Here is a 20,909-nt window from a genome sequence, read left to right as displayed (position 1 = left end):
CGCCAGCACGGAGTTCTTCGTAGGGTTGGGCCGACCCCGGGGCACCGCCGCGGGCTCCACGCCCGCCGCCGGTCAGAGCGCCTGCCGCAGCTGGAGCGCGGGCAGGTCGTCGAAGAAGCGCGCACACCGGTCGAGGAAGCCCGACAGGTAGGCGCGGGCGGCCGGGTCGAGCCGGGCCGCGAAGAGGGCCGGCAGGTCCTCGCGGCAGGAGGCGACGCTGAGCGTGTAGCCGGACGGCGTGAGCGACCCCTCGAGCAGCCGGTACCGGAGGAAGAGCAGCCAGGTCTGCACGACGTCGGTCATGCAGTACCCGGCGATGCGGTCGAGCGCGCCCTGGGCGTACAGGAGCGAGACGTCCTTGCCGGCCACGCTCTCCTTGCCGGGGAGCCCGACCAGCTTGGCGTAGAGGTCGAGCGGAGCGGCGGGCGTGCTGCCGCCCGCGGTGAGCAGGTCGAAGAGGTCCTGGTGGGCTTCGCTCCCGGCCTGCCGGCCGGCCGAGAACCAGGCCGGGAAGGACAGCCCGAGCTTGAGCGCGCGCAGCTCCAGCACCGGCAGGTCGAAGCCGCGGCCGTGGAAGGTGACGAGCGTCCGGCCTTGAAGGCCGGCGAACGCGCGCGCCAGGAACCGCTCCTCCGGCTCGCGCCGGTCGGTCCAGCAGCTCACGTCCGCCACGAGGAGGGCGCCGTCGCGCTCGACCCCCTCGATGGCGCAGGCCACCACCGGCCGGTGGTAGGGCAGGGGCAGGAAGTCGCTGCGGCCGCCGCTCTGCGCCTTGCGGGCGGCGAGGAGCCGGCCCAGCTTGTCGGCGTAGGGCCGGGACGGCTCGCCGTCCACCGCGGAGACGAGCTCCTCGTCCGGCACCGTCTCGAGATCGAGCGCGACGTAGCGTCTCACGGGAGACAGCGTGCCAGAGCCCCCTGACACCCCATCCGGTCAGCGCGGGAAGCTGCGGGGCGGCTCGTCCTCGAAGCCGGTCCCGTCGAGCGCCTCCAGGAACGCCACCAGCGGGCGCACGTCGAAGGGGAAGATCCTCACCTCGCGCATGGCCGGATCGAGCCAGGGGTTGTCCGCGATCTCGAAGTACCGGAGCACCGCGTCGCGCAGGTCGGGCGAGGAGCCGTCGTGCATGTACGGCGGGTGACGCGCCACCTCGCGCAGGGTGGGGGTCTTGAAGGCGCCGACGTCGCGCGGGTCGCCCGTCACGGCGTAGCGTCCGGCGTCCTGGAACCCGAGCCGCACCGCGTCCGGGCCGGGGTCGAAGCCGATCCCGACGTTGTGGAACTTGCCGTCGGTGAGGTTCGGCCCGGCGTGGCAGGCGTTGCACCGCCCCCGCCCGAAGAAGACCTCCATGCCCCGCCGCGCCTCCTCGGAGAGCGCCCCGTCGTCGCCGGCCTGGTAGCGATCGTAGGCGGAGCCGCCGGACCGCCGCGTCGCCTGGTAGGCGGCGAGCGCGTCGGCGATCCGGTCGATGTCGAGCCGCCCGTCCCCGTACGCCTCGCGGAAGGCGCGGCGGTAGCCGGGCACGGCCGCCACCGTGGCCACGACCGCCTCGAGCGTGTTGTCCATCTCGACCGGGTTCACGAGCGGGCCCTTCGCCTGCTCGGCCAGCGAGGCGGCCCGGCCGTCCCAGAACCAGGCCTCGTACAGCGGGAACGCGACGTTGACGAGCGGCGGCGCCTTGCGCGTGCCCTGCCGGCCCTCGACGCCGGTGGAGTGCGGGCGCAGCTCCGAGAAGGCGTGGCGCGGGTCGTGGCAGGTGGCGCACGCGACGGTACCCCCGCGCGAGAGGCGGGGGTCGAAGAAGAGCCAGCGGCCGAGGCGCACCTTCTCCGGCGTCACCCGCACGCCGCGGGCGCGCGCCAGGTCGAACGGGACGCCCGGCGGCGGGGGCGCGAGCGGCTGGAGCGGGCTCTCGAGCTCCCACGCTGCCGGCGCGGCCGGCGCGGGCGCGGTGCGGCAGGCGGCGGTCGCGAGCGCGGCGGCGAGGGCGAGGGGGAGCGAGCGGGTCACTTCGGCGCCATCCTAGATCCGGAGCCGGCGCGGCGCCCGCGCCCGCGCGGGACGCGGGACGCGGGCAGGCTGAGTCAGGAGGCGCGCGCGGTCGGCCCCGGGCAGCGGGAGGAGAGCACCCGGACCAGCTCGGCGGCGTCGCACGGCTTCTGCAGGCGCGGCAGGTCGGTCGCCTCGAGGAACGCCAGCGTGCCCTCGGTGAACGCGCCGCCGGTGAGGAACACCACCCGCTGCGCCAGCTCCGGCCGCGCCCGCGCCAGCTCCTGGTGGAACGCCGGGCCGCTCAGCTCGGGCATCATGAGGTCGCACAGCACGGCGTCGAACCGCTCGCCGGCGCGCAGCAAGGACAGCGCCTGCCGCGGGCTCGTCTGCGGGACCACGTCGAAGCGCCGCGACAGGAGCCGGTAGAGCGAGGCGCACACGAGCGGCTCGTCGTCCACCACGAGCACGCGCGGGCGGCTCGGGTCGGGCGGCCGGATCGCCAGCCGGGCCTGGTTCGCGAGCACCGGCAGCCGCACCCGGTAGGCGGTGCCGCCGCGGGCGCCGCGCTCGGCGGTGATCTCGCCCCCGAGCGCGCCGGTGAGCCCGTGGCAGACCGCCAGGCCGAGGCCGCTCGACTCGCCGCCGCTCCACGCGTCGTAGAACGGGTCGAAGACGTGGGCGAGCGCCTCGGGATCGAGCGACGGGCCGTCGTCCTGCACCTCCACCACCGCCGTCTCGCCCTGCCGCCGCGCGGTGAGCCGCACCTCGCCGCGCTCGCCGGGGGGGATGGCGCGCGCCGCGTGGAGGAGCAGGTGGGCGAAGAGCTGCCCCAGCCGCGACGGCGCCGCCGGCACCCACAGCGGCTCGCGCGGCAGCTCGACCGAGAGCCGGCCGCGGGCGCGCACCTCGGGCGCGACCAGCCGCTCGACGTGCTGGAGCACCAGGACGAGGTCGGCCGCGGCCGGGCCGCCCGTTCGCTCCTGGGCGAAGTCCTGCAGGTCGCGGACGGTGCGCGCGACGCGCTGGCTCGCCTCCTCCGCCTCCTGCAGCGCGGTGACGAGCTCCTCCGGCGCGGGCGCGGCGGAGCCGTCGCCGCCGCCGGCGAGCGCGGCGGCGAGGTGCTCGCGCACCCAGCCGATGTTGGTGAGCGCGATGGCGAGCGGGTTGTTCACCTCGTGCGCCACGCCGCCGGCGAGGCGGCCTACCGCGGCCAGCCGGTCCGTGACCCCGAGGTGCGTGCGGGCCACCTCGAGCTGCCGCACCGAGCGCGCCAGCTCGGCGCCGCGCCGCTCCAGCTCCTCGGTGCGGGCCGCCACCGTCGAGCGCAGCTCGTCGCGCAGCGCCGACTCGGCCCGCAGGGCGCCGCCGATGGCGCGCCCCATCGTGGCGACGTAGGCGGCGAGGAGCGCCGCGGCCACCGCCAGCTCCCAGCCGCGGCCGCGCGCCGCCGCGGCGCCGGTGAGCGCCGCCAGCGCGAGCGCGCCGCAGAACCTCAGCGCCGCGGAGCGCCTCACCGCTTCGCCTCCGCGCCCGCCGGGTCCGCCGCGGCCACCTGCCCGCCCCCGCGCCCGTGCGCGGTGGCGGCGCCGGCCGCCGCCGCGGCGCGGAGCTCGGCGAGCGTGCTCCGGCCATCCGGCGCGGCCGCGGCGACGCCCGCGCTGAGCGAGAGCTGGGGCCCGCCGGCCGAGATGCGCGCGAGGAGCCGCCCCGCCACCAGGGTGGCGGCGGCGAGGTCGGTCTGCGGCAGGAGCAGGAGCACCCGGTCGCCCTCGATGGACCCCACCAGGTCGGTGGAGCGCACGCACCGCCGGAGCAGGCCCACCAGCGCGGTGGCGCGCTCGGCCGGGAGCGGCGCGTCCGGCGACACCTCGACCAGCGCCAGCCACTCCCCGTGCCCGCGCGCGAAGTCGAAGGCGAGCCGCAGCGCGCCGTCGAGCGCCGCGCCGCGCTCGACCCGGGCGGCCGCCTCGCGGGCGGCGGGGGCGAGGCCGAGCGCGGCCGGCAGCCGGCGCGCCTCGGCCAGCACGGCCTCGACCCGGGCCGGCTCGAGGAGGTCGATGTCGAAGTCGCTGGCCGTCTCCGGGATGAGCAGCGCCATCCGGCCGAGCACCGCCTCGAGGTCCACCTCGGCGAAGCCGAGCCGCGCGCGGGCGGCCTCGAGCGCGGGGCGCAGCGCGGCCTCGCCGGGCGCGACCCACACGTCGGCGAGGTGGCCGGAGAGCGCGACGCAGCGGAGCAGGCCCTCCTCGGCCGGCGCCGCGCCCGGCGGCGGACCGGCGTGGCTCCCGGCGACCGCGCGCCGCAGCGCGTCCGGCAGGCGCCAGGCGCCGGCGAGCAGCGCGCCGACCGCGGCGTGGTCCGTCCCGAAGGCGTCGCGCTCGAGCCGCGCCTGCGCCTCGTGGTCGCCCGCCGCCCGCGCGCAGACCGCGCCGTACTCGGCCGGGAACACCTCGGCCAGCGCCAGCATGCCGAGGTCCTGCAGCAGCGCCGCCAGGAACGCCTCCTCCGGATCGGCGGCGCCCGCGCTGCCCTCCGCCAGGGTACGGCTCGCCAGCGCCGCGAACACCGCGCGGCGCCAGAGGGCGCTCCGGTCGAGGCCGCGGTCGTCGCGACGCCGGCCGCGCACCAGCGAGAAGGAGAGCGCGATGGCGACGACCGCGTCCGAGCCGAGGATGGGCACCGCCCGCGTGAGCGTCCCGACCTTGCCGCGCACCGCCAGCGTCGCCGCGTTGGCCGCGCGCAGCACGCGGGCCGCCAGCGCCGGGTCGCTCGAGAGCGCGTCGGTGATCCGCCACAGGTCGATCTCCTCCTCGTGGCACAGGCGCAGCACCTCCAGCGCGACGGCGGGCAGCGAGGGGAGGCGGGGGCAGGAGAGGATGCGGCGCTCCAGCTCGTCCGGCTCGGCGGCGGCGGCGGTGCTCATGGCGTGGCCTCCTGCGAGACCCACCCTGCGTGGATGCCGTGCGGCATGCGGTCAGGCCTCCGCCAGCGCGCGGACGCGCAGCAGCGCCTGCTGCGCGCGCCGGAGCACGTCCTCGACCTGGGCCGCATCGGTGAGCGAGACCTCGAAGACGGAGGTGACCTCGGGGAGCGCCTCGCCGGCGGAGGCGAGCGCCGCGTGGAGGGCGTCCGGCGAGAGGCCGAGCAGCCGCGCGCCCGCGGCGTGGGCGCGGGCCGGCTCCGCGCCGTCGAAGACGTCCGCCATCAGCCCGGAGAGGTGCACGCAGCCGACCGCGTCGACCACCTCGGGGCGCCCGGCGCGGGCCAGGGCGGGGTCGTGCGAGCCGCGGCCGGTCTCGACGACCAGCTCGGGCAGGTCCCAGCGCGCCGCCAGGAACGCCGTGACCTCCGCGTGGTCGGTGCCGAGCGCCTCGCGCTCGAGCTCGACCAGGCGCGCGTGGTCGCCCTCGCTCGCGGCGACGATGAGGCCGTAGTCCTCGGGCACGGCCTCGGCCAGCGCCAGCATGCCGAGGTCCTGCAGGAGCGCGCACAGGAACAGCTCCTCGCGGTCCACGTCCCGCCCGGCGGCGAGGGCGCGGGCGCTGGCGGCGGCCATGAGCGCGCGGCGCCAGTGGCGGTCGTGGTCGAAGCCGTCGCTGACCCCGCGCCGGCGCGACGAGACCAGCGTGAAGCTCAGGGCGAGGGTGAGGACGGAGTTCGTGCCGAGCAGCGTGAGCGCGCGGGAGAGGGTGGTGACCTGGCTGCGCGCCGCCAGCGAGGCGGAGTTCGCCAGGCGCAGGATCTTGGCCGTCAGCGCGGGGTCCTTCTCCAGGACCCCGACCAGCCGGCGCAGATCGACCTCGTCCTCCTGGCAGGTGCGCACGACCTCGAGCGCGACCGCCGGGATGCTCGGCAGCGTCGGACATGCGAGGATGCGTGTCTGCAACGCTGCGTCCATGTGAGCCCCGCCCTCCGGTGACGAGCTGGAGCCGTGCAACGCGCAGACCGCGCCGCGCGGGCGACGGGCGCCGCGCGGCGCCGGGACGGTGCGCGTTCGGTCGCGGGTCTACGCCGCTCCCGCTCGATATCGGGGCCGGCCCGCGGACTGGCGCGGAGCCGCCCCGGGGTGGGCTTTCACCCGGGGCGAGGTCACGGGCGGGGACGGGCGGGGGGGTCACTTCGTCGCGTCGTGGACCTCGGCCTTCACCTTGCGTCCCGCCTTGCGCGCGCCCTTCCTCGTCTTGGCGGCGGCCCCCTTGGCGGCGTCCTCCGCGTTGGCGGCGCGCTCCTCGCCCGAGGACTCCCCCGTGGCGCGCGCCTTCGCGTGGCGCAGGCTGCGCTTCGCGTCGCTCTTCTTCTCGATGGCGGTGTCCTTCGCGTCCTCGTCCGTCGCCGCGGCGGCCGGCGCGGCGAGCGCCAGCGCGAACCCCACCGCCAGCGCCTTCGTGAGCCGTGTCATGCGTCCCCCTCCAGGGCGCGCAGCGCGCCCGGTCGCCGAAAAGGTAAGCACGCGCGATCGCCGCCGGTGCTAAGAGATCCGCTCCCCCGAGCCCGGAGCCGAGATGGCCATCCTCCGCCCCTTCCGCGCGCTGCGCCCGACCCCCGAGAACGCCGTCCGCGTCGCCTCGCCACCGTACGACGTGGTGAGCACGGCCGAGGCGCGCGAGCTGGCGCGCGGCAACGCCGACAGCTTCCTCCGGGTGTCGCGCCCCGAGATCGACCTGCCCCCCGGCACCGACGAGCACGCCCCCGAGGTGTACGCGCAGGCGCGGCGGAACCTCGACGAGCTCGTCGCGCGCGGGGTGCTGCGGCAGGAGCGCGAGCCGCGCCTCTACGTCTACGCGCAGAAGATGGGCACGCACCGGCAGACGGGCCTCGTCGCCTGCGCCTCGGTCGAGGAGTACGTCGCCGACGTCATCAAGAAGCACGAGAAGACGCGCGCCGACAAGGAGGACGACCGCACCCGCCACATCGACGTCCTCGGCGCGCACGACGAGCCGGTGTTCCTCACCTACCTGGCGCGGCAGGAGATCGACCGCGAGGTGGAGGCGGTGAAGCGCGGCGCGCCGGAGTACGACCTCGTGACGCCGGACGGGGTCGAGCACCGGCTGTGGGTGGCGCCGCCCGAGGCGGGGGCGCGGCTCGAGGCGGCCTTCCGCAAGGTGCCGGTGCTCTACGTGGCCGACGGGCACCACCGCTCGGCCGCCGCGGCGCGGGTCCACGCGCAGCGGGTGGGCCAGCCGGGCGAGCACGACGGCTTCCTGGCGGTGGTGTTCCCCCACGACCAGATGCAGATCCTGGCCTACAACCGGCTGGCGCGCGATCCGCAGGGCCGCACCCCCGAGGCGCTGCTCGCCGCGCTGCGCGAGCGCCTGGACCTCGAGCCGGCGCCGCGGCCCGAGCCGGACGGCCCGCTCTCCTTCGGCGTCTACTGCGGCGGCCGGTGGTGGCGGGCGCGCGTCCGCCCCGGCACCTACGACGCCCGGGACCCGGTGGCGTCGCTCGACTGCTCCATCGCCCAGGACCAGATCCTGGGGCCCATCTTCGGCATCACCGACCCGCGGCGCGACACGAACGTGGACTTCGTGGGCGGCATCCGCGGGGCGAAGGAGCTCGAGAAGCGGGTCGCCGCCGAGGGCTGGTCGCTCGCGCTGCACCTCTTCCCGACCCGCATCGAGCAGCTCATGGCGGTCTCGGACGCGGGCCTGCTCATGCCGCCGAAGAGCACCTGGTTCGAGCCCAAGCTGCGCTCGGGGCTGTTCGCGCACCCGTTCTAGGGCGCTTCGCCCGGGAGGGTGAACTCCCAGGCGCACCACACGTCGTCGGCGTGAGCGTCGGGCGGACACGCGAGGCAGCGCGTGCGGATCCGCGCGTCCACGGTCTTCGCAAACTCGGCGTACTCCACGAGCCCGACGCTCTTGCAGGGGAAGTCGGGGAGCCCCTTCCTCTTCCGCGCCGACTGGACCCGGCAGTCGCGCATGGCGAACACGGCCCGCTCGGCGGTGGCCTCGATCACCTCCTGCGTGTTGAGCCGCGCGTACAGGCGGTGCTTCAGGCACTCCAGCAGCGCGGGGATGCCGCCGCCGGGCTGCATCCCCAGGCGGTCCATGATCCGCCTCGCCTCGACCACCGTGAACCGCTCCCACGCGGCCCGGTCGGCCGCGATCGCGGCCTCCATCCCGTGGGCGGCCTCGACCGCCTGGAACCACAGCCCGTCGTGCGCGAGCCAGTTCTTCGCGTCGTCGAGGACGATCCGGACGAGCTCCTCCTTGTCGAGCGCTCGCAGGAGCTCGGCGCGGTCATCCGGGCTGGTGGCCTTGGTCATGGTCGCTCCGTCGGGTGGTCAGTGGCGGGCCGGGCGAGGGTGAGAGCCGGCCATTCGACGGAGAGGGTCGCACGCGAACGGCCGACGGCGAAGCAGTTCCGCCTCCTCGCCGGGGCCCTGAGCCGTCGCCTCCCCCCTTTGCGGGTGCGACGGCCCGGAGGCGATGGGGTCTCACCCGAGCCGGGGCCTGGCGTGCGCTCGCCCGGCGTGTCTAGAACGCGCTCATGGTGAAAAACCTCGCCGGGGAGTTCCGCGACTTCCTCCTCAAGCAGAACGCCCTCGCCCTCGCGGTCGGCGTCGTGATCGGCGCCGCGTTCGGGCGGATCGTGTCGGGCCTGGTGGACGACTTCATCATGCCCATCGTCGGGCTCGTCTCCCCGGGCGGCGACTGGCGGCAGGTGAAGCTGGGGCCGTTCCTGGTGGGCGACTTCGCCGGGCGGCTGCTCGACTTCGTCATCGTGGCGGCGGTCGTGTTCGCGATCGTGAAGGCGTTCCTGCGCGAGGCGAAGCCTGCGCCGGCCCCGACGCAGACCTGCCCGCAGTGCCTCGAGGTGCTGCCCGCGGCGGCGACGCGTTGCCGCGCCTGCGCGCAGCCGGTCGCGGGCGGGCCGACGGCCCTCGCGCGCTGAAGGGCGCGTCAGCCCTCCGCGGCCACGCGCGCGGCCGGGTTGGGCGACGGCTCGGCCACCTTCCGCAGCGTGTTGCGGTCGGTGTGGTGGAACGGCTCGGCCCTTCCGGCGACCTGCAGCACGGTGTCGAGCTCGTAGGTGAGCGTCCCGTCGTCGTTCACGGCGAGCGTCGCCGTGTACGCCAGCGTCCGGAACGCCTCGTCGAGGAAGGGGCCGGAGCAGATGCCGAACGTGCGCGAGCCGAGTTCGGCGCGGACGGTGAAGCGCCGCGCGTCAGGCTCGGCCCGCCCGCCCGCCAGTGCGACCTGTCCGCGGGGGATGGTGAGCGACTGCATGACGGTGTTCGTGGCCGGCTCCCACAACCAGTAGCCGACTTGGTCGTGGAACGTGACCGCCTCCCCTGGCTTCCGGATGTGGAGGTGGTAGCGGAGCCCGTAGAGCAGCTGGGGGCCGTTGGGCTGAGGGTCGATGGGCTGGAGCTCCATCCGCTCCAGGTAAGCGTCGTCGGCGCTGCCCTCGCGGACGGGGTGCGTGTCGAGGCCGGCGCCCTCCCAGACCCCCGCCAGCGCCGCGAGCGGGCCGAGGTGGCGGAGGGTCACCGGATCCATCTCGGGCTCGGTGAAGATGTCGCGGTCGGGCGAGCTCATGCCGTCAGTATAGGCGCGGGGCGATGGCCCGGGCCGCCCCGGTGAGGTTGCGGGCCGTCCCCCCGGCGCCTAACTCACCCGCGTGATCCGCTTCGGCCCCGCGGGCTGGGACTACCCCGACTGGAAGGGCATAGTCTACCCGAAGCCGGCGCCGCGCGGCTTCGACCCGCTCGCGCACCTCGCCCGGTTCTTCGACGCGGTCGAGGTGAACTCCACCTTCTACCGTCCGCAGCGCCCGGAGGTGGCGCGCGCCTGGTGCGAGCGCGTGGTGGACCGCCCGCGCTTCCGGTTCACCGCCAAGCTGTGGCAGCGGCTCACCCACGAGCGCGAGGCCTACGGGGCCGAGGAGGTGCGCCAGGCGCGCGCCGCCCTCGACGCGCTGGCGGCGGAGCGGCGGCTCGGCGCGGTGCTGGCGCAGTTCCCCTGGTCCTTCCGGCGCGACGCAGCGGCGCTGGAGTGGCTGCGCGACCTCGCCCGCGCGCTGGCGGGGCTGCCGCTGGTGGTGGAGGTGCGCCACGCCTCCTGGAACGTCCCCGAGACCTACGCCGAGCTGGCCGAGCGCGGGGTGGGCTTCGTCAACGTCGACCAGCCGCTCTTCCGCAGCTCCCTGCGGCCGAGCGCGGTGGCGACGGCGGCGGTGGGCTACGTCCGCGTGCACGGCCGCAACTACCAGGACTGGTTCCGCGAGGGCGCCGGCCGCGACGCGCGCTACGACTACCTCTACTCGGCCGAGGAGCTGCGGCCCTGGGCGGAGCGGACGCGCGCGCTGGCCGAGGCGCCCGGCGTCGAGGACGTCTACGTGGTGACGAACAACCACTTCCGCGGCCAGGCGGTCGCGAACGCCGCCATGCTGGCCTCGCTGGTGGAGGGGCGCCCGGTCGAGGTGCCGCCCGAGCTGGCGGCCCGCTACCGCGAGCCGCTGGCGCCGTTCGCGGCGCCGCCGCCGCCCGCGCAGCCCACGCTGCTGTAGCGGGGCTGGTACCATGGCCGGATGCTCCGCCTCCGCCGCGCCGTGGCCGCCGACGTGCCCGAGATCCTCGCCCTCATCCGCGACCTCGCCGAGTACGAGCGCGAGCCCCACCAGGCCACCGCCACCGCCGAGGACCTGCTGCGCGACGGCTTCTCCGGCGCCCCGCGCTTCTTCGTCGAGCTGGCGGAGTGGGACGGCCAGGTGGCCGGCTTCGCCTTCTGGTTCTTCAACTACTCCACCTGGCAGGGCCGGCCCGGGCTGTACCTGGAGGACCTCTTCGTCCGCCCCGCGTTCCGCGGCCGCGGGCTCGGCAAGGCGCTGCTCGTGCACCTGGCGCGGCTGGCGGTGGCCGAGGGGTGCGGCCGCTTCCAGTGGCAGGTGCTCGACTGGAACACCCCGGCGCTCGAGTTCTACGAGGCGCTCGGGGCGAAGCGGCTCGGCGAGTGGATCACGATGCGCGTCTCGGGCCCCGAGCTCGAGCAGCTGGCGGCCGGCGGCGCGCCCGCCCCGCGCGCGCCCTAGCCGACCTCGTTCTCCAGCACCCCGATCCCGGCGATCGCTATCCGCACCCGGTCGCCGCGGCGCAGGAAGCGCGGCGGGTCGAAGCCGACGCCCACCCCGGCCGGCGTGCCGGTGGCGAGCACGTCGCCGGGCTGCAGGGTGAGGCCGGCCGAGATCGTGGCGAGCAGGGTGGGGACGTCGAACACGAGGTCGCGGGTGTTCCCCTCCTGGCGCAGCTCGCCGTTCACCCAGCAGCGGACCTCGACCCCGGCGGCCGGGTCGAGCTCGTCGGCGGTGACGATCCAGGGGCCCATCGGGCAGAACCCGTCGAGCGACTTCCCCAGGAACCACTGCTTGTGCCGCGCCTGCAGGTCGCGCGCGGTGACGTCGTCCACGATGGTGTAGCCGAAGACGTGGCCGAGGGCGTCCTCGCGCCGGAGGCCGCGCCCGCCGGCGCCGACCACCACCGCCAGCTCCGCCTCGTAGTCCACCTGCTCGCTCACGCCCTCGGGGTAGGGGATGGGCCGGCCGGGGCCGATCACCGTCTCGGGCGCCTTGGTGAAGATCACGGGCGCGGTGGGCACCGCGTCGGCCGCGCCCTTGGCGCTCGAGTCGTAGCCGCTGCGCGTGAACTCGTGCGCGTGGGCGCGGTAGTTCTTGCCGACGCAGAGCACGTTGCGCGGTGGCCGCGGGATGGGCGCCTCCAGCGCGACGCGCGCGAGGTCGAGCCCCGGCCCGCGCGGGGCGAGCCGCTCGCGCAGCCGCGGCCAGGCGCGGATGAGCTGCAGCATGTCCCCCACGGGCTCGCCGGCGAGCTCGTCGGCCGGCCAGATCCGGCCGCCGGAGGGATCGACCACGCCGACCCGGGGTGGCCCGTCCTGGCGGAAGGTGGCGAGCTTCATCGATCCTCCTGGCGGCGCCGCTGCGCGGGCGCCACGATAGCGTGCCGCCGGGCGTGGTGCACCCGCCGTCGCGTTGCGCGCGCCCCCCGGCCCGGTGAGATCGCCGGGCGGAGGGGCGCGCGTGGAGCGAGCGGCGGACGGGGACCGGGGCGCGGGGGGCGTCGCGCCGGCGCTGGAGCTGCGCGCCGCGTGGAAGCGCCACCGCGAGGGCGTCACCGTCGGCCCGGTCTCGCTGGCGGTGGGGGAGGGGACGACGGTGGCGCTGGTGGGGCCGAGCGGCGCCGGCAAGTCGACGCTGCTGCGGATGCTCCTGGGGCTCGCGCGGCCCGACGGCGGCGAGGTCCTCTTCCAGGGGCGGCCCATCGGGCCGGCAGACGACGCGCTGCGCCGCCGCATCGGGTACGTGGTGCAGGGAGGCGGGCTCTTCCCGCACCTCACCGCCCGCGACAACGCCGCCCTGGTGGCGCGCCACCTCGGCTGGCCGCGCGAGCGCGTCGCCGCGCGGGTGCGCGAGCTGGCCGGGCTGGCGCGGCTCGACGACGACGCCCTGGCGCGGTACCCCGGGCAGCTCTCCGGCGGCCAGGCGCAGCGGGTCGGGCTCATGCGCGCGCTCATGCTCGACCCGGCGGTGCTGCTCCTCGACGAGCCGCTCGGCGCGCTCGACCCGCTCACCCGCGCCGACCTGCAGGGCGACCTGGAGGGCGTCTTCGCGGGGCTGCGCAAGACCGTGCTGCTCGTCACCCACGACCTCGCCGAGGCGGTCTTCTTCGCCCGTCACCTCGTGCTGATGCGGGATGGCCGCGTGCTGCAGGAGGGCGCGCTGCCCGAGCTGCTGGCCGCGCCGGCCGACCCGTTCGTCATCCGCTTCCTGCGCGCCCAGCGCGGGCTCTCGCTGCCGGAGCCGCGGTGAGCGCCGGCGCCCTCCTCGTGGCGCTGGCGCTCCTGGCCGCGCCGCCGACCGTGCGCGTCGGCTCCAAGAAGTTCACCGAGTCCGTGCTGCTGGGCGACGTCGCGACCGGGCTCCTCGCCGCGAGCGGCGTGGCCGCCGTCCACCGCAGCGCGCTCGGCGGCACGCGCATCCTCTGGTCGGCGCTGCAGCGCGGCGACGTCGACCTCTACCCCGAGTACACCGGCACCGCCTGGCGGGAGCTGCTCGGGCTGCCCGGCCCGGTGGACGAGGCGGCGCTGCGGCGGGCGCTGGCGGCGCGCGGGGTGGAGCTCACGCGCTCGCTCGGGTTCGAGGACAGCTACGCCATCGCCGTGCGCCGCGACCGGGCGGCCGCGCTCGGCCTGCGCTCGGTCTCCGACCTGGCCCGCCACCCCGAGCTGCGCCTCGCCTTCACCAACGAGTTCCTCGACCGCGGCGACGGCTGGCCGGCGCTGCGCGACCGCTACGCGCTGCCGCAGCGCGCCGTGCGCGGCCTCGACCACGACGTGGCCTACCGCGCGCTGGCCGCCGGCCAGATCGACGCCACCGACGCCTACACCACCGACCCGGAGCTCGAGCAGCGCGACCTGGTCCTGCTCGCCGACGACCGGCACGCGTTCCCGCGGTACGAGGCGGTGTACCTCTACCGGGCCGACCTCGAGGCGCGGGCGCCGGCCGCGGTCGCCGCGCTGCGCCGGCTGGAGGGCCGGCTCCCGCTGGAGCTGATGCGGCGGCTCGACGGGCGCGTCCAGCTCGAGGGCGTCCCCTCGGAGGCGGTGGCGGCGAGCTTCCTGCGAGAGGCGCTCGGCGCCGCGTGGGCGCCCCCGCGGGACGGCCTCACCCGGCGGGTGGCGCGGCGGACCGGCGAGCACCTCACGCTGGTGGGGGTGTCGCTCGCCGCCGCGGTGGTGGTCGCCGTCCCGCTCGGCGTGGCGGCCGCGCGCCGCCGCCGGCTGGGGCGGCTCGTGCTGGGGGCGGTCGGGCTCGTGCAGACCATCCCCTCCCTGGCGCTGCTCGTGTTCATGATCCCGCTCCTCGGCATCGGGGCGCGCCCCGCGGTGGCGGCGCTGTTCCTGTACGGGCTGCTCCCCATCGTCCGGAACACGCACGCGGGCCTCGTGGGTATCCCGCCGGAGCTGCGCGAGTCGGCCGAGGCGCTCGGGCTGCCGCGGCGGGCGAGGCTGGGTCGCGTGGAGCTGCCGCTCGCCCTCCCGGCGATCCTGGCCGGCGTGAAGACCTCGGCGGTGATCGCGGTGGGGACGGCGACCCTGGGCGCGCTCATCGGCGCGGGCGGCTACGGTCAGCCCATCCTGACCGGCCTGCGGCTCGACTCGGTGCCGCTCATCCTGGAGGGCGCCGTGCCGGCCGCGCTGCTCGCGCTCGCGGTGGAGGCCGGCTTCGGCCTCGTCGAGCGGCTGGTCGTCTCGCCGGGGCTCCGCCGCCCGGGGTGATGGCCGTCAGGGGCGCGCCCGTCGCTGCGTGGTAGCTTCGCCCAGGTTCACCGGTAAGCCGTTCACCCGCGAGGCTCCTGGGACCGCATGAACGACGACGGGCGCGCACGTCTGGCGGTGGCGGAGGCCGCGCGCGAGGTCGAGCGCGGCAGGATGGGCCGCCGCCAGTTCCTGACGCTGTGCGCCAGGGCGGGGTTCGCGTTCGGAGCCGCGAGCCCGTTCGCCTGCCGCTCCCGGACCGGCACCGCCCCGGATGCCGGCGCGGTCCGCGCCACCGCCGGCGCCGGCTCGGCGCTGGAGCCCGGGGCGCAGCGCCAGTTCCTCACCGAGGTGGGGCGCTCCTTCGCGGGGACGACTTTGCGCGTCGTCACCGAGGACACCCCGCCCTCGGTCGCCACGCGCGAGATCATGAAGGAGGAGTTCGAGCAGCTCACCGGGATCCACGTCGTGTGGGAGCAGCTCCCGCTCTACCGCGCGCTCGCCACCATCAGCGCGGACACCGCCCGACGGGCGGGCACGCACGACGTCTTCTACCTGGACCAGGGCTGGCTCGGGCGGTTCGTGGACGACACGCTCGACCACCGCGCGCTGCTCGCGCGGACGGACCTCGCCTATCCGGACTACCGGTTCGACGACATCCTCCCGACCCTGGTCGACGGGGTGGCGACGTACCGGGGCCGGCTCATGGGCATCCCGTACGACATCCCCATCTTCATCATGATGTACCGGCGCGACGTGCTCGGGGAGCTCGGGCTCCCGGTGCCGACGACGATGGCGGGGTACCTCGAGACCGTGCGCGCCGTCCACCGCGCCCGGGCCCCGCGCGTCTACGGCACCACCGCGCAGTGGACCCCCGAGATGATCGCGCTCGAGTGCAACATGACGGCGTGGCTGTGGGGCCACGGCGGGTCGATCCTCGGACGGGACGGCCGGCCCGCCATCGCCGACGAGCGCGCCGAGGCGGCCATGGCGTACATGCTGGAGCTCGGGAGGTACATGCCGCCCGGCGTGACGAGCTGGGGGTGGGATGAGGAGGCCGCCTCCTTCGCGGAGGGGGGGGCCGGGCTCTACATCTCCTGGAGCGAGCAGTTCTCGAAGCTCGACGACCCGCGCTGGTCGAAGATCGTCGGGCTCGCCGAGGCCGCCCCCTGCCCGCGCGAGCTCGCGCTCCGGCCGGCCGCCGACTGCAGCTTCGGAGAGACCCCTGGCGTCAGCCACCAGGGTGGGAGCTGCCTCGCGGTGTCGCGCTACAGCCGCCACCCGGAGGCGGCCTGGATCTTCCTGCAGTGGGCCACCAGCCGCGACGTGACCGCGCGCGCCTGCGTGCTGGGCGGCGGGGGAAGCCCCATCCGCCGGAGCAACTACGAGGACCCGCGCGTGCGCGAGAAGGCGGTCGTCGGCGTCGGGACCACCCGGCACTTCGAGGTCACGCGCGACGCCATCGAGCGGCGCATGGGCACGGAGCCGCACTTCCCCGGCTGGGCGACCCTGAGCTTCGACTACTCCATCGAGCTCGGGAAGATGGTGACGCGGCAGCAGAGCATCCGGGCGACCCTCGCCCGCCTGGCGCGGCTCACCGAGCGCGCCGTCGCGGAGGCGCGCTGATGCGGGGGAGCGCCGAGGCGCTGGCCGGCCCCTGGCTCGCGTCCATCCGCGTCCGGCTGCTGCTCGGCTTCCTGGTGGTGACGCTGGCCCCGCTCGCGCTGGTCGTGGACCTCGACCTGCGCGCGCTGGAGAGCGCGGTGACCGCCTCCGCGTACCGCTCGCTCCACGCGTCCGCGTCCCAGACCGCCATCGGCCTGGACGCGTTCGTGTCGTCGAACCTCGGCGTGGTCGCCACCGAGGCGAGGCTGCCCGACCTCGTCGAGTACCTGACGGCGCCCCCGGAGCGCCGGCAGGGCGCCGCGCGCGATCAGGTCCTGCGGGTCCTCGCTTCGCTCACCCACCGCGACCGGACCTTCATCGCCTCCTGCGCGCTCCTCGATCTGCGCGGCCGGGTGGTGGCCGACTCGGCCGACCCGGCCGGCGACGCGCCGGCCGGAGCGCCGTCCGGCGGGGAGTCGTTCCGCGGCGCGCTGGAGACGGGGCTCGCCTACGCCTCCTCGGTCGTGTTCACGGAGGGCGACGCGGCCTACCTCGACTTCAGCGCCCCGGTCGAGAACCGCGCCGCGCAGCCGGTCGGCGTCCTCCGGCTGCGCTTCAGCGCGACGGTCCTGCAGCGCCTCGTCGCCCGGGCGAGCGGGACGCTCGGGCCCGGATCGTTCGCGATGCTGGTGGACGAGAACGGCCTGCGGCTCGCGCACGGCGACACGACCGAGCTCGCCTATCGCCTCGCCACGCCGCTGCCGCCGGCGCGCGTGGCCGCGCTGGCGGCGGAGCACAGGCTCCCGCGCGCGCTGGCGGAGCGCTCGGAGGCGGCGCTCCCGCTGGTGCCCGAGCTGGATGAGGCGGCCGGGCCCGAGCTCCACTTCACCGCGAAGGCGGGCGGCGGGCGGAGCGCCGGCGCCGTCGTGCTGCTGGCGACGCGACCCTGGCGCATCGCGGCCTTCCAGCCCGAGGAGGCGTTCCTCGAGCCGGTGCGCGAGCAGACGCGGCGCTCCCTGACCTTCGCCCTCCCGCTCGCGCTGGCGGCGGCCCTGTTCGCGATGATGTCCGCCTCCCGGCTGGCGGGCCCCATCGCGCGGCTCACCGCCGCGGCGCGGCGGGTGGCCGCGGGCGATCTCGCGGCGCGGGCCGAGGTGCGGACGCGCGACGAGATCGGGAGGCTGGCGGCCACCTTCGACGACATGACCGCCCGCATCCGCGCCCGCGAGGAGGCGCTCGCGGCCGAGACGGAGCGGCTCGCGGTCACCCTCCGCAGCATCGGCGACGGGGTCATCACGACCGACGTGGAGGGCCGGGTCGTGCTCGTCAACGCCGCGGCGGAGCAGCTCACCGGCTGGCGGCAGGACGAGGCGCGAGGGCGCCCCATCGACGAGATCTTCCGCGTGGAGGGGGCGCACGACCCCGCGGCGGGCAGCCTCGTCGCCCGGATCGTCCGGCACGGAGGGAGCGCCGCGCTGCCCGATCGCGCGGTCCTGCTGGCCCGCGACGGCACGCGGCGCGCGGTGGCGGACAGCGCGGCGCCCATCCGCGACCAGGCCGGGGGCGTGATCGGCGCGGTGCTCGTCTTCCGCGACGTCACCGAGAAGCAGAAGCTGGAGGCGGAGCTCGCCAAGATGGAGAAGCTCGAGTCGCTCGGGCTGCTGGCGGGCGGCATCGCCCACGACCTCAACAACATCCTGGCCGCCATCGTCGGCAACGTCTCCGTCATGAAGCTCGACGGAGCCCCGACCCGCTTCCGCGAGGAGGTGGACGAGATCGAGGCCGCCGCGATGCGCGCGGCCGCGCTGTCGAAGCAGCTGCTCACGTTCTCGCGGGGCGGCGCGCCGGTGAAGCAGTCCGCCTCGATCGCGGAGATCATCGAGACCTCGGCGCGCTTCGTGCTGCACGGCTCGAGCGTGCGGTGCGAGCTCGCGCTGCCGCCGGACCTCCCGGCGGTGGAGGTGGATCCCGGCCAGATGGACCAGGTGGTCCACAACCTCATCCTCAACGCCGTGCAGGCCATGCCGGGCGGCGGCACGGTCGCGATCGGCGCGGCCGAGCTGGACGTCGCGGCCGGGGCGCGCCCGCCCCTCGAGCCCGGGCGCTACGTCGAGTTCACCGTCCGCGACACGGGCGTGGGCGTCCCTCCGGAGCACCTCGGCAAGATCTTCGATCCCTACTTCACGACCAAGGCCAGCGGCACCGGCCTCGGGCTGGCGACGGTCTACTCGATCGTGAAGCGGCACGGGGGGCACGTCACGGCGGAGTCGGCGCCGGGCGCCGGGGCGACCTTCCACGTCTTCGTGCCGGCGGCGTCGGGGGCCGCCCCGGCGGGGCCCGCGCCGGGCTCGCCGCGCCAGGGCCGCGGGCGGGTGCTGGTGGTGGACGACGAGGAGTCGGTGCGGCGGATCGCGCTGCGGATGCTGCGCCACCTCGGCTACGAGCCGGCGGCCGCCGGCGACGGCGCGGAGGCGCTCAGGCTCTACACGAGCGCGCTCCGGTCGGGCGAGCGCTTCGCGGCGGTGGTGATGGATCTCACGCTCCCCGGCGGGCTCGGCGGCCAGGAGACGCTCCGGCAGCTCCTCGCGCTCGACCCGGGCGTCCGCGCGGTGGTGTCGAGCGGTTACTCGAGCGATCCGGTGATGAGCGACTACCGCCGGCACGGCTTCCGCGGCGTGGTCGCGAAGCCCTACACCGCCGAGCAGCTCGCGGAGGCGCTGCACCAGGCCCTCGCCGGCGCCTGACGCCCGCCCGGCCGCCGGCTCAGGCGTCCAGCAGGCTCCGGACTCGCCCGAGGAGCGTGGCCGCGGTGAACGGCTTGGGCAAGAACTCGATCCCGCGGTCGAGCACGCACCCGTGGTCGATGAGCTCGCGGGTGTAGCCCGACACGAAGAGGACGCGCCGCACGCCGTGGTGGGCGCGCAGCGCCTCGGCCAGCGCGCGGCCGTCGACGTCGGGCATGACGACGTCGGTGACGACCAGGTCGATCCGGCCCTGCGCCCGCGCCGCGGCCTCGAGCGCGGCCCCGGCGCTGCCCTCGACCAGCACCCGGTAGCCGCCCGCGCGCAGCGCCCGCGCCGTGACCTCGCGCACCTGCGCGTCGTCCTCCACCACCAGGATCGTCTCGGAGCCGCGCACCCCCGCCGCGCCCGGCGAGGCCGCCGGAGCAGCCGCCGGCGCGGCGGCGGCGGCGGCGGCGCGCGCGCGCGGAAACCAGAGCTCGAAGGTGGTACCGAGCCCGGGCTCGCTCTCGACGCGGATCGCGCCGCCGCTCTGCTCCACGATGCCGTAGACCGTGGCGAGCCCGAGCCCCGTCCCCTGGCCCTGCCGCTTGGTGGTGAAGAAGGGCTCGAACAGGTGCGCCTTCACCTCGGCGGTCATCCCGTGCCCGGCGTCGCGCACGGAGAGGCGGACCCACTCGCCGGGCGCCAGGGCGGGCTCGCCGGCCCCGCCTCCCGGCGCGACGGTGACGTTCGCGGTCGCGAGGGAGAGCTGGCCGCCGTCCGGCATCGCGTCGCGGGCGTTCACCGCCAGGTTCAGGATCACCTGCTCCATCTGCGCCGCGTCGCAGAGGACCGTCCACGGCGCCGGCTCGAGCGCCACGTGCAGCTCGACCTGCTCGCCGAGGACGCGCCGCAGCAGCCGCTCGCTGCCGCGCACCACCGCGTTGAGGTCGAGCGGCGCGGGGGCGATGACCTGCTTGCGCGCGAAGGTGAGCAGCTGGCGGGTGAGGTCGCGCGCCCGCTCGCCCGCGGCGTGGATCTCGGCCACGTCCTCCGGATCGGGCGGCTGGCCGTGGGAGAGGTCGCGCCGGAGCGCCTCGCTGCAGCTCAGGATGACGGTGAGGAGGTTGTTGAAGTCGTGCGCGACGCCGCCCGCCAGCCGCCCGACGCTCTCGAGCTTCTGGGACTGGCGGAGCCGCTCCTTCTCGGCGGCGAGCTGCTCCAGCGCCTCCGCGCGCTGCCGCTCGGCCTCGACGCGCCGCGCCCGTTCCTGGAGCGCGTGCACGCCGTAGGCGAGGTCGTCGGCGAGCTGGGAGAGGAACTGGATCTCCGCCTCGTCGAAGGCGCGCGCCTCCCCCGAGTACATCGTGAGGACCCCCAGCCGCTCGCCCTCCCAGACGAGCGGCAGGGCCGACGAGCAGCGGAGCCCGTGGCGCAGGGCCGACTCGCGCCAGGGCGCGAGGGCCGGGTCGGCGACGAAGTCGACCCCGACCACCGGCCGCAGGGTCCGCAGCGCCGTGCCGGTGGGCCCGCGGCCGCGCTCGACGTCGGCCCACACCACGTCGACGGTGGCCAGGTAGTCGCCCGCGTCGCCCGCGCTGGCGACGGGGACGACGGACCTGCGCTCGTCCTCCTGGGGAGCGCCCACCCAGCACATCGGGTAGCCGCCGGTCTCCACGATGACGCGACAGACCTCGGCGTACAGCGCCTCCTCGGTCTCGGCGCGGAGCATCGCCTCGGTGCAGCGCGTCAGCATGAGGAGCGCGCGGTGCTTGCGGCGGAGCGCCTCTTCGGCCAGCTTCCGCCCCGTCACCACCTCGCTCAGCAGCACGAGGCCGCCGATCTCGCCGGCGGCGTCGTACCAGGGGCGGATCTCCCACTTGACCCAGTCGAGCCGGCCGTCGGCACGCACGAAGGGGTCCTCGTCGCACGACTCGACGGCGCCCGCCAGGCAGCGGCGATGGACCTCCTTCCAGCGCTCCGGGAGCTCGGGGAACACCTCGTAGTGGGAGCGGCCGAGCACGTCCTCGCCGCGGAGCCGGTACGCCTCCTGCCAGCGGCGGCTGACCGCGAGGTAGCGCATGTGACGGTCGAAGATGGCGATGGCGCCCGGCGTGCTCTCGACGACGAGCCGGAGGAGCGCCTCGGCGTCGCGCCGCAGCACGGGAGCAGCCTCGGGCGGCCCGGGCACCTGCAGCGTGGCTCGCTCTCCCTGGTGCGCCATGGGCCCCCCGGCCGCGGGCCGCCCAGCGCGGCGCCGCACCTCAAAGGTAGCACGTGGCATCGTCGGGGCGCGCACTGGGCGCGAGCGGCCGGG

Annotated in this window: 18 protein-coding genes; 8 read left to right on the top strand and 10 right to left on the bottom strand. The window is 76.2% G+C overall.

The window, feature by feature from the left end:
- Positions 1-72 precede the first annotated feature (72 nt).
- The 6 genes from HWY08_RS17810 to HWY08_RS17785 all read right to left on the bottom strand — a co-directional run bounded on the left by HWY08_RS17810 (position 73) and on the right by HWY08_RS17785 (position 6,391).
- The gene (locus HWY08_RS17810; protein WP_176067721.1) at positions 73-894 is read right to left on the bottom strand and encodes a 3'-5' exonuclease; all 822 of its coding nucleotides are present in this window, start codon (positions 892-894) and stop codon (positions 73-75) included.
- A 39-nt stretch (positions 895-933) separates the two neighbouring features.
- Complete coding sequence (locus HWY08_RS17805) at positions 934-2,010, bottom strand: cytochrome-c peroxidase (RefSeq protein ID WP_176067719.1); 1,077 nt, start codon at positions 2,008-2,010, stop codon at positions 934-936.
- Positions 2,011-2,084: 74 nt separating this feature from the next.
- The gene (locus tag HWY08_RS17800) at positions 2,085-3,506 is read right to left on the bottom strand and encodes an ATP-binding protein (RefSeq protein ID WP_176067716.1); all 1,422 of its coding nucleotides are present in this window, start codon (positions 3,504-3,506) and stop codon (positions 2,085-2,087) included.
- Entirely contained in the window at positions 3,503-4,915 is a 1,413-nt protein-coding gene (locus HWY08_RS17795) for an HDOD domain-containing protein (protein ID WP_176067714.1), read from the bottom strand. Before HWY08_RS17795 ends, HWY08_RS17800 begins: the two co-directional genes overlap by 4 nt.
- 51 nt (positions 4,916-4,966) lie before the next feature.
- Positions 4,967-5,890 (bottom strand): HDOD domain-containing protein, encoded by a 924-nt coding sequence (locus tag HWY08_RS17790; RefSeq protein ID WP_176067712.1) that lies wholly within the window; start codon positions 5,888-5,890, stop codon positions 4,967-4,969.
- A 216-nt stretch (positions 5,891-6,106) separates the two neighbouring features.
- The gene (locus HWY08_RS17785; RefSeq protein WP_176067710.1) at positions 6,107-6,391 is read right to left on the bottom strand and encodes a hypothetical protein; all 285 of its coding nucleotides are present in this window, start codon (positions 6,389-6,391) and stop codon (positions 6,107-6,109) included.
- A 103-nt stretch (positions 6,392-6,494) separates the two neighbouring features.
- On the opposite strand from HWY08_RS17785, the gene HWY08_RS17780 reads away from it, so the two are divergent.
- Positions 6,495-7,709: a DUF1015 domain-containing protein gene (locus tag HWY08_RS17780; RefSeq protein ID WP_176067708.1), complete on the top strand. Its 1,215-nt coding sequence runs from the start codon at positions 6,495-6,497 to the stop codon at positions 7,707-7,709.
- On the opposite strand, the gene HWY08_RS17775 is transcribed toward HWY08_RS17780, so the two are convergent.
- Positions 7,706-8,257, bottom strand: coding sequence for a DUF6125 family protein (locus HWY08_RS17775; protein ID WP_176067706.1), 552 nt, complete (start codon positions 8,255-8,257; stop codon positions 7,706-7,708). The two genes, HWY08_RS17780 and HWY08_RS17775, sit on opposite strands and share 4 nt — an antisense overlap.
- Positions 8,258-8,481: 224 nt before the next feature.
- Between HWY08_RS17775 and HWY08_RS17770 the strand changes: the two genes are divergently transcribed.
- On the top strand, positions 8,482-8,886 hold the full coding sequence (locus HWY08_RS17770) for a large conductance mechanosensitive channel protein MscL (RefSeq protein WP_176067704.1): 405 nt from the start codon (positions 8,482-8,484) through the stop codon (positions 8,884-8,886).
- A gap of 8 nt (positions 8,887-8,894) precedes the next feature.
- Here the strand turns inward: HWY08_RS17770 and HWY08_RS17765 are convergent, their stop codons facing one another.
- Entirely contained in the window at positions 8,895-9,533 is a 639-nt protein-coding gene (locus HWY08_RS17765) for an FABP family protein (protein ID WP_176067702.1), read from the bottom strand.
- 82 nt (positions 9,534-9,615) lie between these two features.
- Here HWY08_RS17765 and HWY08_RS17760 point away from each other — a divergent pair, with 82 nt between their 5' ends.
- Together HWY08_RS17760 and HWY08_RS17755 are read left to right on the top strand one after the other, a co-directional pair.
- Positions 9,616-10,503, top strand: coding sequence for a DUF72 domain-containing protein (locus tag HWY08_RS17760; RefSeq protein ID WP_176067700.1), 888 nt, complete (start codon positions 9,616-9,618; stop codon positions 10,501-10,503).
- Positions 10,504-10,524: 21 nt separating this feature from the next.
- Entirely contained in the window at positions 10,525-11,025 is a 501-nt protein-coding gene (locus HWY08_RS17755) for a GNAT family N-acetyltransferase (protein ID WP_176067698.1), read from the top strand.
- Here HWY08_RS17755 and HWY08_RS17750 read toward each other — a convergent pair.
- Complete coding sequence (locus HWY08_RS17750) at positions 11,022-11,906, bottom strand: fumarylacetoacetate hydrolase family protein (protein WP_176067696.1); 885 nt, start codon at positions 11,904-11,906, stop codon at positions 11,022-11,024. The genes HWY08_RS17755 and HWY08_RS17750 overlap by 4 nt on opposite strands.
- Positions 11,907-12,027: 121 nt before the next feature.
- Here HWY08_RS17750 and HWY08_RS17745 point away from each other — a divergent pair, with 121 nt between their 5' ends.
- The 4 genes from HWY08_RS17745 to HWY08_RS17730 all read left to right on the top strand — a co-directional run bounded on the left by HWY08_RS17745 (position 12,028) and on the right by HWY08_RS17730 (position 18,613).
- Positions 12,028-12,816 (top strand): ATP-binding cassette domain-containing protein, encoded by a 789-nt coding sequence (locus HWY08_RS17745; RefSeq protein WP_371869350.1) that lies wholly within the window; start codon positions 12,028-12,030, stop codon positions 12,814-12,816.
- Complete coding sequence (locus HWY08_RS17740; RefSeq protein WP_176067694.1) at positions 12,813-14,285, top strand: glycine betaine ABC transporter substrate-binding protein; 1,473 nt, start codon at positions 12,813-12,815, stop codon at positions 14,283-14,285. Before HWY08_RS17745 ends, HWY08_RS17740 begins: the two co-directional genes overlap by 4 nt.
- 87 nt (positions 14,286-14,372) lie before the next feature.
- A complete protein-coding gene (locus HWY08_RS17735; RefSeq protein ID WP_176067692.1) occupies positions 14,373-15,890 on the top strand; it encodes an ABC transporter substrate-binding protein in 1,518 nt (505 codons plus the stop codon).
- The gene (locus HWY08_RS17730) at positions 15,890-18,613 is read left to right on the top strand and encodes a hybrid sensor histidine kinase/response regulator (protein ID WP_176067690.1); all 2,724 of its coding nucleotides are present in this window, start codon (positions 15,890-15,892) and stop codon (positions 18,611-18,613) included. Before HWY08_RS17735 ends, HWY08_RS17730 begins: the two co-directional genes overlap by 1 nt.
- A gap of 19 nt (positions 18,614-18,632) precedes the next feature.
- Here HWY08_RS17730 and HWY08_RS17725 read toward each other — a convergent pair whose 3' ends face one another.
- A complete protein-coding gene (locus HWY08_RS17725; protein WP_176067689.1) occupies positions 18,633-20,816 on the bottom strand; it encodes an ATP-binding protein in 2,184 nt (727 codons plus the stop codon).
- Positions 20,817-20,909: the final 93 nt, after the last annotated feature.

Source organism: Anaeromyxobacter diazotrophicus, assembly GCF_013340205.1.
In the GTDB taxonomy this organism is placed as follows: domain Bacteria; phylum Myxococcota; class Myxococcia; order Myxococcales; family Anaeromyxobacteraceae; genus Anaeromyxobacter_A; species Anaeromyxobacter_A diazotrophicus.
This window is presented reverse-complemented; position numbering and strand designations above follow the sequence as displayed.

Excerpts from the sequence above, each read along its gene's own strand:
- HWY08_RS17755 (WP_176067698.1), top strand. The coding sequence starts at position 10,525 with ATGCTCCGCCTCCGCCGCGCCGTGGCCGCCGACGTGCCCGAGATCCTC.
- HWY08_RS17750 (WP_176067696.1), bottom strand. The coding sequence starts at position 11,906 with ATGAAGCTCGCCACCTTCCGCCAGGACGGGCCACCCCGGGTCGGCGTG.
- HWY08_RS17775 (WP_176067706.1), bottom strand. The coding sequence starts at position 8,257 with ATGACCAAGGCCACCAGCCCGGATGACCGCGCCGAGCTCCTGCGAGCG.
- HWY08_RS17770 (WP_176067704.1), top strand. The coding sequence starts at position 8,482 with ATGGTGAAAAACCTCGCCGGGGAGTTCCGCGACTTCCTCCTCAAGCAG.
- HWY08_RS17730 (WP_176067690.1), top strand. The coding sequence starts at position 15,890 with ATGCGGGGGAGCGCCGAGGCGCTGGCCGGCCCCTGGCTCGCGTCCATC.
- HWY08_RS17780 (WP_176067708.1), top strand. The coding sequence starts at position 6,495 with ATGGCCATCCTCCGCCCCTTCCGCGCGCTGCGCCCGACCCCCGAGAAC.
- HWY08_RS17795 (WP_176067714.1), bottom strand. The coding sequence starts at position 4,915 with ATGAGCACCGCCGCCGCCGCCGAGCCGGACGAGCTGGAGCGCCGCATC.
- HWY08_RS17790 (WP_176067712.1), bottom strand. The coding sequence starts at position 5,890 with ATGGACGCAGCGTTGCAGACACGCATCCTCGCATGTCCGACGCTGCCG.
- HWY08_RS17765 (WP_176067702.1), bottom strand. The coding sequence starts at position 9,533 with ATGAGCTCGCCCGACCGCGACATCTTCACCGAGCCCGAGATGGATCCG.
- HWY08_RS17735 (WP_176067692.1), top strand. The coding sequence starts at position 14,373 with ATGAACGACGACGGGCGCGCACGTCTGGCGGTGGCGGAGGCCGCGCGC.
- HWY08_RS17725 (WP_176067689.1), bottom strand. The coding sequence starts at position 20,816 with ATGGCGCACCAGGGAGAGCGAGCCACGCTGCAGGTGCCCGGGCCGCCC.
- HWY08_RS17785 (WP_176067710.1), bottom strand. The coding sequence starts at position 6,391 with ATGACACGGCTCACGAAGGCGCTGGCGGTGGGGTTCGCGCTGGCGCTC.